This window comes from Bacillus cereus group sp. BceL220, assembly GCF_051776965.1.
GTDB lineage: Bacteria > Bacillota > Bacilli > Bacillales > Bacillaceae_G > Bacillus_A > Bacillus_A cereus.
In genome coordinates this window covers 670778-687359 of the sequence record NZ_JBPWBC010000001.1, presented here as the reverse complement: position 1 = coordinate 687359, position 16582 = coordinate 670778, and the positions used below count along the sequence as shown (strand labels likewise).

Below are 16582 nucleotides of genomic sequence, written 5' to 3'. Positions count from 1 at the left end.
TAGGGAGTGTAGAAAGATGAGAGTTGTTTTACAACGATCAAAGAAAGCGTCTGTCACAGTAGACGGTGAGATCGTAGGACAAATTCCGTTCGGTTTAACATTACTAGTTGGCATTACGCACGAAGATACAGAAAAAGATGCAACTTACATTGCGGAAAAAATTGCAAACTTACGTATTTTTGAAGATGAGAGCGGAAAGATGAATCATTCTGTACTTGATGTAGAAGGACAAGTTCTATCTATTTCGCAATTCACATTATACGGAGATTGCCGCAAGGGCAGACGTCCAAACTTTATGGATGCTGCGAAACCTGACTATGCAGAGCGTTTATACGATTTCTTTAATGAAGAAGTTCGTAAACAAGGATTACATGTGGAAACAGGAAAGTTTGGAGCAATGATGGACGTTTCTTTGATCAATGATGGTCCGGTGACCTTAATTGTAGAAAGTAAATAGTGTTGATAAAAAAGAGAGGGTTATATAATCCTCTCTTTTTTATACATTGTTGTATGTTTTGTTCATTTATTTGGAATCAATAGCAGTTTCGGTTATGTATAACTCTCTCATCAATATGGAACAATAAGAAGTAAAACATCCATATTGAATGTGAGGGATATACGTATGCGTATGAATGAAAAAGGGCATTCTGTTACAAATGGTGCAAATCAACTGTTTAACGTGAATTTTCATGATTTTATTTCAAAAGAGCAAAATAATACTTCAATGGAGCTTGCTTCCGAGTTTGGGATTTCTCTTCAAGATGTAAAGCGTTTAAAGAAGCAGATTGAACGTTCTTAGAGCACTTGACAATCCTACTTAACAAACGTATAGTAATTTTATATTTACATATGAATATAACCGTTGATAGAGAAGAGTAAATGAGATACACATGGAAAGAGAAGGAATGTCTTAGGCTGAAAACATTTCTGCATGATGACTGATTGAATGACACTCTAGAGGTTTCAACTTGAACGGCATATATGCTTAGTAGGGATGAACGCATATTTAAGCGTTATTAAAAAAGTGGAAGCATACGTGCTTCAATTAGGGTGGCACCACGGGTATAATACTCTCGTCCCTACTGTTTAAACAGTAGAGGCGGGAGTTTTTTTATTTTTATTAAGATTAAAACAATTTGAGGAGGAACTGAATATGTCTATTCAAATCCCACGCGGAACGCAAGATATTCTTCCAGGCACTGTTGAGTTATGGCAGTATATCGAAGGGCAAGCACGCGAAATTTGCCGTCGTTACAATTATAAAGAAATTCGTACACCAATTTTTGAGCACACTGAGCTATTTTTACGCGGTGTTGGTGATACGACAGATATCGTACAAAAAGAAATGTACTCATTCCAAGATCGTGGAGAGCGTAGCTTAACATTACGTCCAGAAGGTACTGCACCTGTTGTACGTTCTTACGTTGAAAATAAAATGTTTGGTGATGCAACACAACCAACGAAATTATACTATATCGGTCAAATGTTCCGTTATGAAAGACCACAAGCAGGTCGCTATCGTCAATTCGTACAATTCGGTATCGAAGCAATCGGCAGTAATGACCCTGCAATTGATGCAGAAGTAATTGCACTTGCTGTTGAATTTTACCGCGGCATGGGCTTAAAAAATATTAAAGTTGTATTAAACAGTTTAGGTGACGCAGCGAGTCGTCAAGCACACCGTGATGCATTAATCGCACACTTTGAGCCACGTATCGGCGAATTCTGCTCTGACTGTCAATCTCGCTTAGAAAAGAACCCACTTCGAATTTTAGACTGTAAGAAGGACCGTAACCATGAATTAATGGCAACAGCTCCATCTATTACAGAATACTTAAACGAAGATTCAGCAGTATACTACGACAAAGTACAAGAACTATTAACGATGATGGATGTTCCATTTGAAAAAGATCCGAACTTAGTGCGTGGTTTAGACTACTATCAACATACTGTTTTTGAAATTATGAGTGAGGCAGAAGGTTTCGGTGCGATCACTACATTAAGCGGTGGTGGCCGTTATAACGGACTTGTACAAGAAATCGGTGGACCAGAAATGCCAGGTATCGGTTTTGCAATGAGTATTGAACGTTTAATTATGGCGCTAAAAGCTGAAAACATTGAATTACCACTTGAACATAGCATTGATTGTTACGTTGTAGCGCTTGGTGAAAAAGCGAAAGACCATGCTGCAAAAGTGGCATTCGATCTTCGTAAAGCTGGATTGTCGGTTGAAAAAGATTATTTAGATCGCAAAATGAAAGCACAATTTAAATCAGCAGATCGTCTAAAGGCGAAATTTGTAGCTGTATTAGGAGAAGATGAGCTAGATAAAGGCATCATTAACTTGAAAGATATGGCAACAGGTGAACAAGAAGAAGTAGCTTTAGATGTATTTGCTTCATACGTAGCAGAGAAATTAATATAGGGGGAACTTACAGTGGCTGAAAGAACACATGCATGTGGAAAAGTAACAGTAGAAGCTGTTGGACAAACAGTTCAATTAAAAGGTTGGGTACAAAAACGCCGTGACTTAGGTGGATTAATCTTTATCGATTTACGTGACCGTACAGGTATCGTACAAGTTGTATTTAACCCAGAAACATCAAAAGAAGCGTTAGAAGTAGCAGAAACAATTCGTAGCGAATACGTATTACACATAGAAGGTACAGTTGTTGAACGTGGTGAAGGCGCAATTAATGACAATATGGCAACTGGTCGTATTGAAGTACAAGCAACAAAAGTAAATGTACTAAATGCAGCGAAAACAACACCAATTATCATTGCTGATGATACAGATGCATCAGAAGATGTGCGTTTAAAATATCGTTATTTAGACTTACGTCGTCCTGTAATGTTCAACACATTCAAAATGCGTCACGACGTAACAAAAACAATTCGTAACTTCTTAGATACAGAAGAGTTCTTAGAAGTAGAAACACCAATTTTAACGAAGAGTACGCCAGAAGGAGCTCGTGACTATTTAGTACCAAGTCGTGTACATGACGGTGAATTCTATGCATTACCACAGTCACCACAGTTATTTAAACAGCTTCTTATGGTCGGCGGATTTGAGCGTTACTATCAAGTAGCACGTTGTTTCCGTGATGAAGATTTACGTGCAGATCGTCAACCGGAATTCACGCAAATCGATATCGAAGCTTCATTCTTAACACAAGATGAAATTTTAGAAATGATGGAGCGTATGATGACGAAAGTTATGAAGGATGCAAAAGGTGTAGAAGTTAGTGCACCATTCCCTCGTATGAAATATGCTGATGCAATGGCTCGCTACGGTTCTGATAAGCCAGATACACGCTTTGAAATGGAACTAACAGACTTATCTGAGTTTGCAGCAGGTTGTGGCTTTAAAGTGTTTACAAGTGCTGTAGAAAGCGGCGGACAAGTAAAAGCAATCAATGCAAAAGGTGCTGCAAGTAAATATTCTCGTAAAGACATCGATGCATTAACTGAATTCGTGAAAGTATACGGTGCAAAAGGTCTAGCTTGGCTTAAAGTTGAAGAAGACGGCCTAAAAGGACCGATTGCGAAATTCTTCGGTGAAGAAGATGCAAATGTGTTAATGAGCACATTAGAAGCTACTGCTGGCGACTTATTACTATTCGTAGCAGATAAGAAGAGCGTTGTTGCAGATAGCTTAGGCGCACTTCGTTTACGTCTAGGTAAAGAGCTTGAGTTAATTGACGAAAGTAAATTTAACTTCCTATGGGTAACGGATTGGCCACTTCTTGAGTACGATGAAGATGCAGATCGTTATTTCGCAGCTCACCATCCATTCACAATGCCATTCCGTGAAGACGTTGAGCTACTAGAAACAGCACCAGAAAAAGCACGTGCACAAGCATATGACCTTGTATTAAACGGTTATGAGCTTGGTGGTGGATCACTTCGTATTTATGAGCGTGACGTACAAGAAAAAATGTTCAAAGCACTTGGATTCTCACAAGAAGAAGCGCAAGAGCAATTCGGATTCTTATTAGAAGCATTCGAATACGGTACACCACCACACGGCGGAATCGCATTAGGTTTAGATCGTCTTGTTATGTTACTTGCAGGCCGTACGAACCTTCGTGATACAATTGCATTCCCAAAAACAGCAAGCGCAAGCTGCTTATTAACAGAAGCTCCAAGCCCAGTTGCAGAAGCACAGCTTGAAGAGTTAAACTTAAAATTAAGCTTAAAAGAAGAGAAGTAAGAATAGGGTCTAGATGGTTATACTATAACCATCTAGACTTTTTTAATGGATAATTAAAAGAAGAAACAAAATCCCGGTTTACACTATGTTTTCATTATCGAAATATGTATTTTTAGGAATTCTATAACTTTTTCTATACAAATAGTCGGAAAAACGCTAGAATACATGGTAGACCATTTTTGTAATAGGAGTGTAGAGCTGAATGTTACATCAATTTTCACGTAATGAATTAGCCTTCGGTAAAGAAGGACTTGAAATATTAAAAAATAGTACAGTCGGTATTTTAGGAATTGGCGGCGTAGGTTCATTTTCAGCTGAAGCGTTAGCGCGTTCTGGAGTAGGACGTCTCGTATTAGTTGATAAAGACGTTGTAGATATTACAAACGTAAACCGTCAAATTCACGCTTTAGTATCTACTGTAGGACGTTCAAAAGTAGAATTAATGAAAGAGCGTATTGCAGACATTAATCCGGAATGTGAAGTAATTGGATTAGAAATGTTTTATACAGATGAAACATATGAAGAGTTCTTTAAACACGGTTTAGATTTCGTAGTGGATGCATCTGATACGATTACGTTCAAAATCCATTTAATTAAACAATGTTTACGTCGTAAAATTAAAATTATCTCATGTATGGGTGCAGCAAATAAAATGGACCCAACTCGTTTCCGTATTGCGGACATTTCTAAAACACATACAGATCCAATTGCGAAAGTAATTCGTACGAAGCTTCGTAAAGAGGGTATTAAAAAAGGTGTAAAAGTTGTCTTCTCTGACGAAAACCCAATCGTAATTCGTGAAGAAGTACGTAAAGAAATCGTACCAGACGAGAATGCAAAAATTCGTAAAGCGAAATTACCGCCTTCATCAAATGCATTCGTACCATCTGTGGCAGGCTTAATTATGGCAAGTCACGTTGTACGTGAACGTATTAAAAATGTAGAAGTGAAACGTGTAGGGCAAGAATAAAAGAAAAGCATATATCCATTTTGGATATATGCTTTTTTATATGTATTAAAGAAATATGGATATTTGCATCACTACTAGTTCAAATGTAAGTAAGGTTAGTAAGTAATAATCATATTTATCTGATTTATAGGCGGATGTCTTTTTTAGACTGTTAATGGTGAAAAGAGCTAAAGTCAGGACGAGAAGGCCAAGAGTTATTTTGAAGATTATTAATGAAATAGCAACCATCTCCCTTTAAAGGTATATGGTTATAATAATATTTTAGTAAAAATTATCCAATATGTTTTAGGAGTTTTCTTGTATGACAGGGAGTAATGTTATTGTAAATATTTGTCATTAAATCGATCTCCTTTGTCGAATCGTTGATATATTGCAAGTTACGATAGATATATTTGAAAAATCGTTGATATATTGCAAGTTACGATAGATATATTTGAAAAATCGTTGATATATTGCAAGTTACGATAGATATATTCGAAAAATCGTTAATATAATTTCATTTACCGATATGTATATATGGTTTATCGAAAACAAACAAGGATGTCACTTAGTCAAAAAAGTGACACCCTTGTTTTTAATTCTCTGCAGAATATATAATATCTAAATTTCCATTTTGATCTGTCTTGAAAATGGGAGCAATATGTTCTTCTTGTTCTTCAACCGAAACGAGTTTTCGAGCGCGATCCATAATTCGAACAAGCATCGCGTAATCTTCTTCGATTGCTTGTTGTTTTTTTGTGAGTACCGCTAATTTCGTTTCAAGTTCATGATTCGTTTTTTGCAGAGAAGTGAGCTGAGCTTGTAATACATCATTTTCAGTTTGCAACTTTGCAAGTGAAGGATTGTTATGTTCTAAATTTTTTAAAAATGAGATGACATTTTGCATTGTAAGATCTTGTTTACTTGGCGTAATATCTTCTGAAAAATCGGCGTCAATTACGAGTTGTTTCGTTTTCGTGAACCGATCTTTTTCTATATTAGCTTCAGAACGTTTTAATTCTTTACGTTGTTTTTTTGCAAGCTGCACCGCATCTTCGTAATTCGGTCTTACTTCAGCATTCCATCTAAAACCACAAGCTGCGGAAGTGCGGTTTAAAGCGTCGCCAACTTCATCAAACGCTTTTATTTGTGTACTTCCGCTGCGAATATGTCGCAAAACAGTTTCTGCTAAAAGGAGATCATCTTCTTTTGTCCATGCATCTTGACGTGTTTTCATAAGCGAAGCCTCCATAATGGTGACGTTTTCGTTTATGTTACCCTTTATTTTTCGTTTTATTCGAAGTTTGTAATCTTTCATAAACAGTAGAAAGTGCTTGCTCAAATTTCCCTGTCGTTTTCGGTTTATAATATTGCTTGTTTTTTATTTTATCAGGTAAGTATTGTTGCCTTACCCAGCCATTTGGATGGTCGTGTGGATATAAATATCCAATGCCTCTTCCGAGTGATTCTGCGCCTTTGTAATGACTATCTTTTAAATGGCTTGGAATGTCACCTGTTTGACCGTTGCGTAAATCGTGTAATGCAGCATCAAGTGCTTTATAAGCTGAATTTGATTTTGGTGATAAGCATAGCTCTATAACGGCATTTGCAAGTGGGATGCGTGCTTCTGGGAATCCAACTCGTTCAGCTGATTCAATTGCAGCTAGTGTACGCGGTCCAGCTTGTGGGCTAGCAAGTCCAATATCTTCATAAGCCATAATAAGAAGGCGTCTGCCAATACTTTGTAAATCACCTGCTTCAATAAGGCGTGCTAAATAATGGAGCGCTGCATTTACATCACTTCCGCGTACTGATTTTTGAAATGCTGATAATACGTCATAATGAGCATCGCCGCCTTTGTCGTGAACGAAGCTCTTCTTTTGTAAGCATTCTTCTGCAATCTCGAGTGTGATTTCAGCCGCTTGATCGTCTGTAGTAAAGCTAGATAATACAGCAAGTTCAAGTGCGTTATAAGCGGAACGCATATCACCACCAGAGGCATTTGCAAAATGATGTAGTGCTTCATCTGTTACCGTTACAGCATATTCTCCAAGGCCTTTTTCTTTATCTTCTAAAGCTCTTTTTAACCCAATTAAAATATCATCTTCTGTTAGTGCGTGTAATTCGAAAATTTGACACCTGCTTCGAATAGCGGAGTTTATTGCATGGAATGGATTACTTGTCGTTGCACCAATTAAAGTAAGAAGTCCGCTTTCTAAGTGAGGTAATAGAAAGTCTTGCTTTGCTTTATCTAGACGGTGAACTTCATCTAAAATTAAAACGAGGTGTCGATGCATCTTTGCTTCTTGTACGACAACTTCCATATCTTTTTTATTGTGAGTAACAGCGTTTAATAGACGAAACGGGGTACCGGTACTTCCTGCAATTGCACTGGCAATGGATGTTTTTCCTGTACCTGGAGGACCGTATAAAATCATAGATTGAAAATGATTTGCTTGGACCATTCGCCATAAAATCTTTCCTTCACCAACTAAATGTTGTTGCCCAATAATTTCTTGAATATTTGTAGGGCGCATTCGATGTGCGAGTGGTTGTTTCATTTAGACCGTCTCCCTTAATATATAATCTCGTTCTATCGTATCATTTTTTTCTACGAAATTTGAAATAGGATGCTGTTTTATGGGAAAAATGAAGATGAATATTTTCATTTTTCTTTCAATTGTAATAATTTCCGAGTTTTTCAATGTGATTTTATGTTATCATTTTGATACACAAGTTGAAATTTCTTATAATACTATATTATGCTATAATTTCATAGGATTTTAAATTGTGTTCTTTTTATAAATAAGATATAACCAATAGAAGTGAAAATTTGAAAAGAGGTGCAAAATAGATGAAGATTTCAACAAAAGGCCGCTATGGCTTAACAATTATGATTGATCTTGCAAAAAAGTTTGGTGAAGGTCCAATTTCATTAAAATCAATTGCGCAGGCGCATGACTTATCCGAGCATTACTTAGAGCAATTAATTTCACCACTTCGTAACGCTCGTCTTGTAAAGAGTACGCGCGGGGCATATGGCGGATATGTATTATCTGATCAACCGGCTAACATTACAGCTGGGGATGTAATCCGTGTATTAGAGGGACCGATTAGTGTTGTAGAAATGATAGAAGAAGAAGAGCCAGCACAACGCCAGTTATGGATGCGTGTTCGTGATGCCGTGCAAGAAGTGTTAGATAGTACAACGTTAGAAGATTTAGTACGTTATGAGGAAGAAAATCACGGGGGCTATATGTTTTACATTTAATTCCTTGTGAAACGATTTGGAAAGAAGGAGATTTAATGGAACGCATTTACTTAGATCATGCTGCGACATCTCCGACTCACCCAGAAGTGGTCGAAAAGATGATTCCATATATGACAGAAATATTCGGGAACCCGTCTAGTATTCACTTTTATGGACGTCAAACTCGTCACACAGTAGATGAGGCGAGACGAGTGTGTGCACGCAGCATTCATGCGAATCCGAATGAAATTATATTTACGAGTGGTGGTACAGAAGCTGATAATTTAGCGCTTATAGGTGTAGCACGTGCGAACCGTCATAAAGGTAACCACATAATAACGACGCAAATTGAACATCATGCGATTTTGCATACGTGCGAATTGTTAGAGCGTGAAGGGTTTGAAGTGACATATTTACCTGTCGATGAAACAGGACGCATTCAAGTTTCTGACATACAAAAGGCATTAACAGAAGAGACGATTCTTGTATCTGTTATGTTTGGGAATAATGAAGTAGGGACAATGCAACCAATTGTGGAAATAGGAAAGTTGCTAAAAGAGCATCAAGCTTATTTCCATACAGATGCGGTACAAGCTTACGGTTTAGTAGAAATTGACGTGAAAGAGTTTGGTATTGATTTATTATCAATTTCAGCTCATAAAATTAATGGGCCAAAAGGTGTAGGGTTCTTATTCGCTGGTGCAAATGTGAAATTTGAGCCGTTATTAATAGGTGGAGAGCAAGAAAGAAAACGCCGTGCTGGTACGGAAAATGTGCCTAGTATTGCTGGGCTTCAGCATGCAATTCTTATAGCTGAAAAAACTCGTGAGCAAAAAAATGCCCAATATGAAGAGTTTAAAGATATAATGGTATCTGTCTTCAAAAATGAAGGCATTACTTTCGAGGTAAACGGAAACTTAGAACATCGCTTACCGCATGTACTTAATGTAAGTTTTACAGGAATGAACATTGAACCGTTTCTTGTGAACTTAGACCTAGCTGGCATTGCAGTATCAAGTGGTTCTGCTTGTACAGCTGGTTCGATTGATCCATCACATGTATTAGTAGCGATGTTTGGAAAAGATTCCGATCAAATACGTTCATCCGTACGCTTTAGTTTTGGACTTGGAAATACGAAAGAGCAAATTGAAAAAGCGGCGTACGAAACAGTGAAAATCGTGAAGCGATTAACACAAAATTAGCATGGGAGGTGACATGATGAACAAACTACCTCACGAAACACGCGTTGTCATCGGAATGTCCGGTGGCGTCGATTCATCTGTAGCAGCACTTTTATTAAAAGAGCAAGGTTATGATGTAATCGGAATTTTTATGAAAAACTGGGATGATACAGATGAGAATGGTGTCTGCACAGCAACAGAAGATTACAATGATGTAATTGAAGTGTGTAACCAAATTGGTATTCCGTATTATGCAGTAAACTTTGAAAAACAATACTGGGATAAAGTATTTACGTACTTCTTAGATGAGTACCGAGCTGGTCGTACACCAAACCCAGATGTAATGTGTAATAAAGAAATTAAATTTAAAGCATTTTTAGAGCATGCAATTGCGCTTGGTGCCGATTATGTAGCAACAGGTCATTATGCACGCGTTGCTTATATGGACGGCGAATATAAAATGCTTCGCGGCGTTGATGACAATAAAGATCAAACATACTTCTTAAATCAATTAAGCCAAGAGCAATTATCAAAAACAATGTTCCCGTTAGGTGAACTGAAGAAACCACAAATTCGTGAAATGGCGAAAGAAGCTGGCTTAGCGACAGCGGCGAAAAAAGATAGTACAGGTATTTGCTTCATTGGTGAGCGTAACTTTAAAGATTTCTTAAGTAACTACTTACCAGCACAACCAGGTGTAATGCAAACATTATCTGGTGAAGTGAAAGGGAAGCATGACGGTTTAATGTATTATACAATTGGACAACGTCATGGTCTTGGAATTGGTGGTAATGGTGATCCATGGTTTGCTGTTGGAAAAAATCTAAAAGAAAACATTTTATATGTTGATCAAGGATTCCATAACGAACTTCTATATGGTGATGAAGTTATTGCTACGAATGTAGGATGGGTAAGTAACAAAGAAAAAGAAACAGAATTTAAGTGCACGGCGAAATTCCGTTATCGTCAAGAAGACAATAAAGTAACGGTTCAAATCGTTGATGAAAATACAGTTCGTATTCTTTGTGATGAGCCAATTCGTGCAATTACACCAGGACAAGCAGTCGTTTTCTATGATGGAGATGAGTGCTTAGGCGGTGCTACAATTGATGAAGTATACCGTAGTGGTAAGAAATTGGATTATTTAGGATAAATGAGAAGCCTCTGCCGATTAGCGGTTAGAGGTTTCTTTTACATAAAGCGAATTTTCGTTCGCTTGGAAAATACATTCTTTGTTATAATTTGTTGTAGAGGTGAAGGACATGTCAAACAAACTTGAAACAGGTATTCAATATATGCAAGAAGGAAATTGGGAAGAAGCGGCTAAAAATTTTACAGAAGCAATTGAAGAAAATCCGAAAGATGCGCTTGGATACATTAATTTTGCAAATTTATTAGACGTATTAGGTGATAGTGAGCGAGCGATTTTATTTTATAAACGTGCATTAGAGTTAGATGATAAATCTGCAGCTGCTTATTATGGCTTAGGAAACGTATATTATGGCCAAGAGCAATTTACTGAGGCGAAAGCTGTATTCGAACAAGCAATGCAAGCTGGATTACAATCAGCTGATGTAACATTTATGTTAGGTATTACACATGTACAGCTTGGAAATGATCGTCTTGCACTACCATTCTTACAAAGAGCAACAGAATTAGATGAAAACGATGTAGAAGCTGTATTCCAGTGCGGACTTTGCTTTGCGCGACTAGAACATATTCAAGAGGCGAAACCTTATTTTGAAAAGGTATTAGAAATGGATGAAGAGCATGCAGATGCGTATTACAATTTAGGTGTTGCTTACGTATTTGAAGAAAATAACGAGAAAGCTCTCGCTTTATTTAAGAAAGCAACTGAAATTCAGCCAGATCACTTTTTAGCTGGTAATGGCGTTCGTTTATTAGAGCAAGAAGCTGAATAAGATAAAAATATAGTTTAATGGGTAGTTATCCCTCATCTAAAAAGGTGGGGGATGTACTGCTCATTAAAGTGAAAATATCGGAAAGGAGAGGAAAGATGGGAAATCAACATGCAATGGATTTGTTTGAGGAAGAGAAAAAATTTATAAAAGCGCAAGTTCTTCATACCATTTTCCACAACGAAGAAAACCTCTATTCCGTTGTCAGTATGAAAGTCATTGAAACGAATGAAACGTATGACGAAAAGAAAGTAATGATAAACGGTCATTTTCCCCGCATGCATGAAGATGAAGTGTTTACATTGACAGGTCACTTTAAGGACCATCCAAAGTATGGAAAACAATATATGGTTGAAACATTTAAAAAAGAATTGCCGCAAACAAAAGCAGGTATGGTGCAATATTTAGCGAGTGATTTATTTAAAGGGATAGGAAAGCGTACAGCCGAAAAAATTGTGGATCATCTCGGGGAACATGCTATTTCTAAAATTATGGATGACCCTGAGGCGTTAAATGGTGTTGTTAACAAACAAAAGGCCCAGGAAATATATGAGACAATTGTTGAACATCAAGGATTAGAAAAAGTAATGAGCTTTTTAAATGGTTACGGTTTTGGAACGAAACTTTCTATTAAGATTTACCAGCAATATAAAGAGATGACATTAGAAGTGATTCGTAATAATCCGTATCAACTTATTGAAGAAGTGGACGGGATTGGTTTTGGACGAGCGGATGATATAGGGCGTGCGTTAGGGATATCGGGTAATCACGACGACCGTGTACGAGCGGGATGTTTTTACACATTAGAGAATGTCTCATTGCAACTTGGTCACGTTTATATGAGGAAAGATCAACTTGTAAGAGAAACGATGTCACTTTTAAACAATCAAGAAGGAAGAGTGACTGAAGAAGATATTATAGGTTGTATTGAAACGATGCAAAGTGAAGGGAAAGTCATCATAGAAGAAGAACGAGTGTATTTAGCAACTTTATTCTACTCTGAAAAAGGTGTTGTAAAGTCTATTCGTCGATTGATGAATCAAGAGGAAACACCTTCATTTCCTGAAGCAGAAGTGTTAAAAACATTAGGTGAAATTGAAGAACAGTTGAATGTACAATATGCACCGTTTCAGCAAGAAGCAATTCAAACGGCACTTCATAAACCGATGATGTTATTGACAGGTGGACCAGGAACAGGGAAAACAACAGTTATTAAAGGGATTGTTGAAATGTATGCGTCACTTCACGGGTTATCGTTAAATCCGAATGAATACAGTGATGATAATCCATTTCCAATACTATTAACAGCTCCAACAGGAAGAGCAGCGAAGCGGATGAGTGAATCGACAGGACTTCCAGCTTGCACAATTCACCGTTTACTTGGTTGGACGCCAGAAGGATCTTTCCAGCGCAATGAAACGGATCCTGTCCAAGGTAAGCTCCTTATTATCGATGAATTTTCAATGGTTGATATTTGGCTCGCAAATCAGCTATTTAAGTCGCTACCAACGAATATTCAAGTTATCGTTGTAGGTGATGAAGATCAGTTGCCATCTGTAGGACCTGGACAAGTATTAAAAGATTTATTAAATGCAGGTGCAGTTCCGACAGTGAAGCTTACTGAAATTTATCGTCAAGCAGAAGGATCATCTGTTATTCAACTTGCCCATGCGATCAAAGACGGCACACTCCCGCCAGATTTAGCGCAAAATAAAAAAGATCGTTCGTTTATCAGCTGTACAGGGGCTCAAATTGTTGAGGTTGTGAAAAAAGTTTGCGAAAACGCTAAAACAAAAGGCTTTAGTGCAAGGGATGTTCAAGTATTAGCACCGATGTACCGCGGGCCTGCTGGTATTAATGTATTAAACGAAGCGCTGCAACAAGTATTTAATCCGAAGAGGGAAAAGAGTAAAGAAATTGCTTACGGTGATGTTGTGTACCGAAGAGGCGATAAAGTACTGCAACTCGTGAATCAGCCGGAGAGCCAAGTGTTTAATGGTGATATTGGGGAAATTGTTTCGGTGTTTTATGCGAAAGAGAACGTTGAGCAACAAGATATGATTATCGTTTCATTTGATGGAATTGAGGTAACGTATACGAAGCCCGATTTAAATCAAATTACGCATGCATATTGTTGTTCCATTCATAAATCACAAGGTAGTGAATTTCCGATTGTTATTATGCCGATTGTGAAAAGTTACAACCGTATGTTACGCCGTAATTTAATTTACACGGGCATTACAAGAAGTAAGAAGTTCCTTATTATTTGCGGGGAGGAAGTAGCTTTCCAATCTGGTGTAAATCGCCTTGATGATGCAATGCGTCAAACAACTTTAGCTAGTCGCTTGCAGGAGTCACAAGGAGAAGTGCAGATGGTCACAGTTAATGGCGAAGAAATGGACGTGGAAAACATTTCACCGTATGATTTCATGTAACAAGGTGAAATTATATAGTGAAACTTTCAAACGCATAGCGTTGAAAGGCTCCAGCAATGTATAAATGAATGCGGTTTGGACATAATGGCGAATAGAATCTGGGAGACTGTAAGGAGATGAAAGCCATATGTTCATTTGTCCAAATTGCAAAGGGAAAGACATTGGGAAAATAGGTGTCAACCAATTTTATTGCTGGAATTGTTATATCGAATTATCGGTTTCAAAGGGGAAAATCCATACGCATCAAGTTGAGGAAGATGGTTCATTAAGCTCTCTTGATGATTTATTTGATGAGAATGAAAGAACGATCGGATAACGAAAAGGGGGATTTACTTTGAATCTACGCAATTCATTAATCGCATTAGGTGTTGGAGCTGCAGCATATCAATATGCTCGTAAGCAAGATGTATTTTCAAAACGCAATATGAAAAAAGCACGTAAGATGATTAAGTCTTACTTATAATCATTTCGATAAAGTGAAAAACTCCCTTATAGACAAGGGAGTTTTTTTATGCACTCATATGCAAATAAAAAAGTCCAATTTCTGAGAAAAGATAAGATAGACCGTAACAGCCGACGCCAAGTATTCCATACTGCCATAATTGCTTCGCTTTTTCTTTACGTGAGGAACGAATAAAGAACCCCTTCCAAATACCAAAGCCGATACAAATCCATTCAAGAATCATAAAAAGTGCTGATAATCCAAGCATAAACAAAACCATAATTAGCCCTCCTGATTACATTATTTCATGCTGTATTCTCAGGGGTGGTTGTCCTTGTTATGTTATTTATATGTACGTCTTTAAAAAACAGTATGGTCCGTATGAAAAGATTTTAAAAGTTTCACACATAACCTAACCCATTTATTTTCAAAATAAAGGTGGAGGAGGTTTTTCATGTGAAGAATCTTAAAATCATTTGGATATATCGTTTAGGATTATTGTTACTTGTTTTTCTTTGTTTGCTCGTCTTTTTAAAAATTAAGCCACTATGGGCACCGATTATTTTTGTACTTAAAGTAGCAATTACGCCGTTTCTTATCGCCTGTTTTATTGCGTATTTATTGCACCCTTTAATTGAAAAAATTCATAAGGAAGGGATGCCCCGTACACTTGCCATTTTGCTCATTTATATCCTTTTCTTTGGCGGAATTGGTTATGGGATTTATAAAGGAACACCAGTCGTTATTAAACAGTTACAAGAGATTAATGAACAATTTCCGCAGTTTACAAAGATGTACGATTCGTGGATGGATGGCGTTACAGAACAAACAGCGAATTTCCCTTCGTTCATTCATGAAAAGGTGAAACAACTTTTTGTGGGTGTGGAAACGAAGATTCAAGCGCTTTTAAATAAAGTGATGAGTACAGCTCGTGGTGTACTCGATTCATTGCTCATTATTTTCTTAATACCGTTTATTGTATTTTACATATTAAAAGATTATGGTGAGTTTTATCATATCTTTTGGAAACTAGTCCCAAGTAAATGGCGAGGTACGGGGCAAATGCTTGCGAAAGAAATTGATAAGTCACTTGGAAGTTATATTCGAGGACAGTTATTTGTTTGTTTAGTATTAGGGGGAGTATCAGCTCTTTCTTTTTGGTTTATCGGTATGAAATATCCATTATTGCTTGGCATTATTATTGGGGTAACGGATATAATCCCGTACTTTGGTCCTATTTTAGGAGCGATCCCGACGTTAATGATTGCAGCAACAGTATCAACGAGTTTACTTATTAAGGCGGGGATTACGATTGCTATTTTGCAATTTGTGGAAAGTAACATTTTATCGCCTTACATTGTTGGTAAGTCACTTCGTATGCATCCTGTTATTATTATGCTTGCATTACTAGTTGGGGGGGAAGTAGCTGGTATTGTAGGGTTACTAATATCGGTTCCGATTTTAGCAGTTATTCGTACTGTCATTGTTCATGTGAGACCTCTCTTGAAAAAAGAAAATGTGTAAGTATAGAAGCCCTCTATGTAAGAAATAGAGGGCTAATCATATATATTTATTTAGAAAGCTGCTCGTGTATCTTTTGAACGAGGGAGCTCACATCATTTGTTTGAATATGTTTTATTTTTTTCCATTCATTATCATACATAAATACAATTTGATTGTTGAAAAGACGCTTTTGTTCTTTTAGATTAGAAATTTTTGCAAAAGAGTACTCTTCAAATATTGGATTCTTACTTACATCTGGCCCGTAAAAGAATAGCCTTTTGTTCGTTAAAATTAGCAATCCTGGCCTTGCGACGGAACGATAAATAAATATGTCTAATGAACATGCTGCGTAAAATAATATCGTTTCGTCAGTCGCTAATATGTTTTTAGCTTTGTTAAGTAAGGTTGTCATTGTGATCGCTCCTTTATTTTATTAACAATAATTTAATTATAGCAAAAAAAGTAATATTTAGAAATTTTTATAAATTATTATTGTAAGGAGATTCCAATTTATTAATAAACGCATAATATATGAAAAGGCTGTTAAGAATGAATAGTAGAATACCTATGATTAATAAGCGATTCATACAATATAAATGATTATCTACATTGACAAACTTAAGAGAATTCTATTATATTTAGTCATATAATACATTAAATCAATGACGGAACAAGTACGTTACAGTCCAT

17 protein-coding genes and 2 other annotated features (1 of these 19 only partly in view) are annotated in these 16582 nt (G+C 36.9%); of the genes, 13 read left to right on the top strand and 4 right to left on the bottom strand.

Going from position 1 to position 16582, the window contains the following annotated elements; translation table 11 throughout:
- The first annotated feature begins 16 nt into the window (after window positions 1–16).
- The 5 genes from ACS2FK_RS03680 to ACS2FK_RS03660 all read left to right on the top strand — a co-directional run bounded on the left by ACS2FK_RS03680 (window position 17) and on the right by ACS2FK_RS03660 (window position 5183).
- On the top strand, window positions 17–457 hold the full coding sequence (locus ACS2FK_RS03680) for a D-tyrosyl-tRNA(Tyr) deacylase (protein WP_001266965.1): 441 nt from the start codon (window positions 17–19) through the stop codon (window positions 455–457).
- 165 nt (window positions 458–622) lie between these two features.
- Window positions 623–799, top strand: a complete 177-nt coding sequence (locus ACS2FK_RS03675; protein ID WP_001242605.1) for a hypothetical protein — start codon at window positions 623–625, stop codon at window positions 797–799.
- A 54-nt stretch (window positions 800–853) separates the two neighbouring features.
- Window positions 854–1084: a binding site (T-box leader), on the top strand.
- Window positions 1085–1153: 69 nt separating this feature from the next.
- Window positions 1154–2425 carry a histidine--tRNA ligase gene (gene hisS, locus ACS2FK_RS03670; RefSeq protein WP_000027079.1) on the top strand — a complete coding sequence of 424 codons (1272 nt, stop codon included), beginning with the start codon at window positions 1154–1156 and terminating at the stop codon, window positions 2423–2425.
- A gap of 12 nt (window positions 2426–2437) precedes the next feature.
- Complete coding sequence (gene aspS, locus ACS2FK_RS03665; protein WP_000840885.1) at window positions 2438–4213, top strand: aspartate--tRNA ligase; 1776 nt, start codon at window positions 2438–2440, stop codon at window positions 4211–4213.
- A gap of 202 nt (window positions 4214–4415) precedes the next feature.
- Window positions 4416–5183, top strand: a complete 768-nt coding sequence (locus ACS2FK_RS03660; RefSeq protein ID WP_000903182.1) for a tRNA threonylcarbamoyladenosine dehydratase — start codon at window positions 4416–4418, stop codon at window positions 5181–5183.
- Window positions 5184–5757: 574 nt separating this feature from the next.
- On the opposite strand, the gene ACS2FK_RS03655 is transcribed toward ACS2FK_RS03660, so the two are convergent.
- Both ACS2FK_RS03655 and ACS2FK_RS03650 read right to left on the bottom strand, forming a co-directional pair.
- On the bottom strand, window positions 5758–6399 hold the full coding sequence (locus ACS2FK_RS03655; protein ID WP_063548674.1) for an RsfA family transcriptional regulator: 642 nt from the start codon (window positions 6397–6399) through the stop codon (window positions 5758–5760).
- Between the two features lie 37 nt (window positions 6400–6436).
- A complete protein-coding gene (locus tag ACS2FK_RS03650; protein ID WP_000812919.1) occupies window positions 6437–7723 on the bottom strand; it encodes a replication-associated recombination protein A in 1287 nt (428 codons plus the stop codon).
- A 293-nt stretch (window positions 7724–8016) separates the two neighbouring features.
- On the opposite strand from ACS2FK_RS03650, the gene cymR reads away from it, so the two are divergent.
- The 7 genes from cymR to ACS2FK_RS03615 all read left to right on the top strand — a co-directional run bounded on the left by cymR (window position 8017) and on the right by ACS2FK_RS03615 (window position 14410).
- Window positions 8017–8433 (top strand): cysteine metabolism transcriptional regulator CymR, encoded by a 417-nt coding sequence (cymR, locus tag ACS2FK_RS03645; RefSeq protein WP_000704116.1) that lies wholly within the window; start codon window positions 8017–8019, stop codon window positions 8431–8433.
- Between the two features lie 35 nt (window positions 8434–8468).
- Complete coding sequence (locus ACS2FK_RS03640; RefSeq protein ID WP_000439889.1) at window positions 8469–9614, top strand: cysteine desulfurase family protein; 1146 nt, start codon at window positions 8469–8471, stop codon at window positions 9612–9614.
- A 16-nt stretch (window positions 9615–9630) separates the two neighbouring features.
- Window positions 9631–10746, top strand: a complete 1116-nt coding sequence (gene mnmA, locus ACS2FK_RS03635) for a tRNA 2-thiouridine(34) synthase MnmA (RefSeq protein ID WP_001038010.1) — start codon at window positions 9631–9633, stop codon at window positions 10744–10746.
- A gap of 109 nt (window positions 10747–10855) precedes the next feature.
- Window positions 10856–11515, top strand: a complete 660-nt coding sequence (locus ACS2FK_RS03630) for a tetratricopeptide repeat protein (protein WP_000066406.1) — start codon at window positions 10856–10858, stop codon at window positions 11513–11515.
- A 95-nt stretch (window positions 11516–11610) separates the two neighbouring features.
- The gene (gene recD2, locus ACS2FK_RS03625) at window positions 11611–13947 is read left to right on the top strand and encodes an SF1B family DNA helicase RecD2 (RefSeq protein ID WP_063548672.1); all 2337 of its coding nucleotides are present in this window, start codon (window positions 11611–11613) and stop codon (window positions 13945–13947) included.
- Between the two features lie 127 nt (window positions 13948–14074).
- Window positions 14075–14263 (top strand): hypothetical protein, encoded by a 189-nt coding sequence (locus ACS2FK_RS03620; protein ID WP_000469281.1) that lies wholly within the window; start codon window positions 14075–14077, stop codon window positions 14261–14263.
- A gap of 18 nt (window positions 14264–14281) precedes the next feature.
- A complete protein-coding gene (locus ACS2FK_RS03615; protein WP_001053553.1) occupies window positions 14282–14410 on the top strand; it encodes a YrzQ family protein in 129 nt (42 codons plus the stop codon).
- A 46-nt stretch (window positions 14411–14456) separates the two neighbouring features.
- On the opposite strand, the gene ACS2FK_RS03610 is transcribed toward ACS2FK_RS03615, so the two are convergent.
- Window positions 14457–14669 (bottom strand): hypothetical protein, encoded by a 213-nt coding sequence (locus tag ACS2FK_RS03610; RefSeq protein WP_000242539.1) that lies wholly within the window; start codon window positions 14667–14669, stop codon window positions 14457–14459.
- 176 nt (window positions 14670–14845) lie between these two features.
- On the opposite strand from ACS2FK_RS03610, the gene ACS2FK_RS03605 reads away from it, so the two are divergent.
- The gene (locus ACS2FK_RS03605; protein WP_063548670.1) at window positions 14846–15913 is read left to right on the top strand and encodes an AI-2E family transporter; all 1068 of its coding nucleotides are present in this window, start codon (window positions 14846–14848) and stop codon (window positions 15911–15913) included.
- Window positions 15914–15959: 46 nt separating this feature from the next.
- Here ACS2FK_RS03605 and ACS2FK_RS03600 read toward each other — a convergent pair whose 3' ends face one another.
- On the bottom strand, window positions 15960–16304 hold the full coding sequence (locus ACS2FK_RS03600; protein WP_000209466.1) for a PH domain-containing protein: 345 nt from the start codon (window positions 16302–16304) through the stop codon (window positions 15960–15962).
- 241 nt (window positions 16305–16545) lie between these two features.
- Window positions 16546–16582 (top strand) — a binding site (T-box leader); it runs 183 nt beyond the window's last position.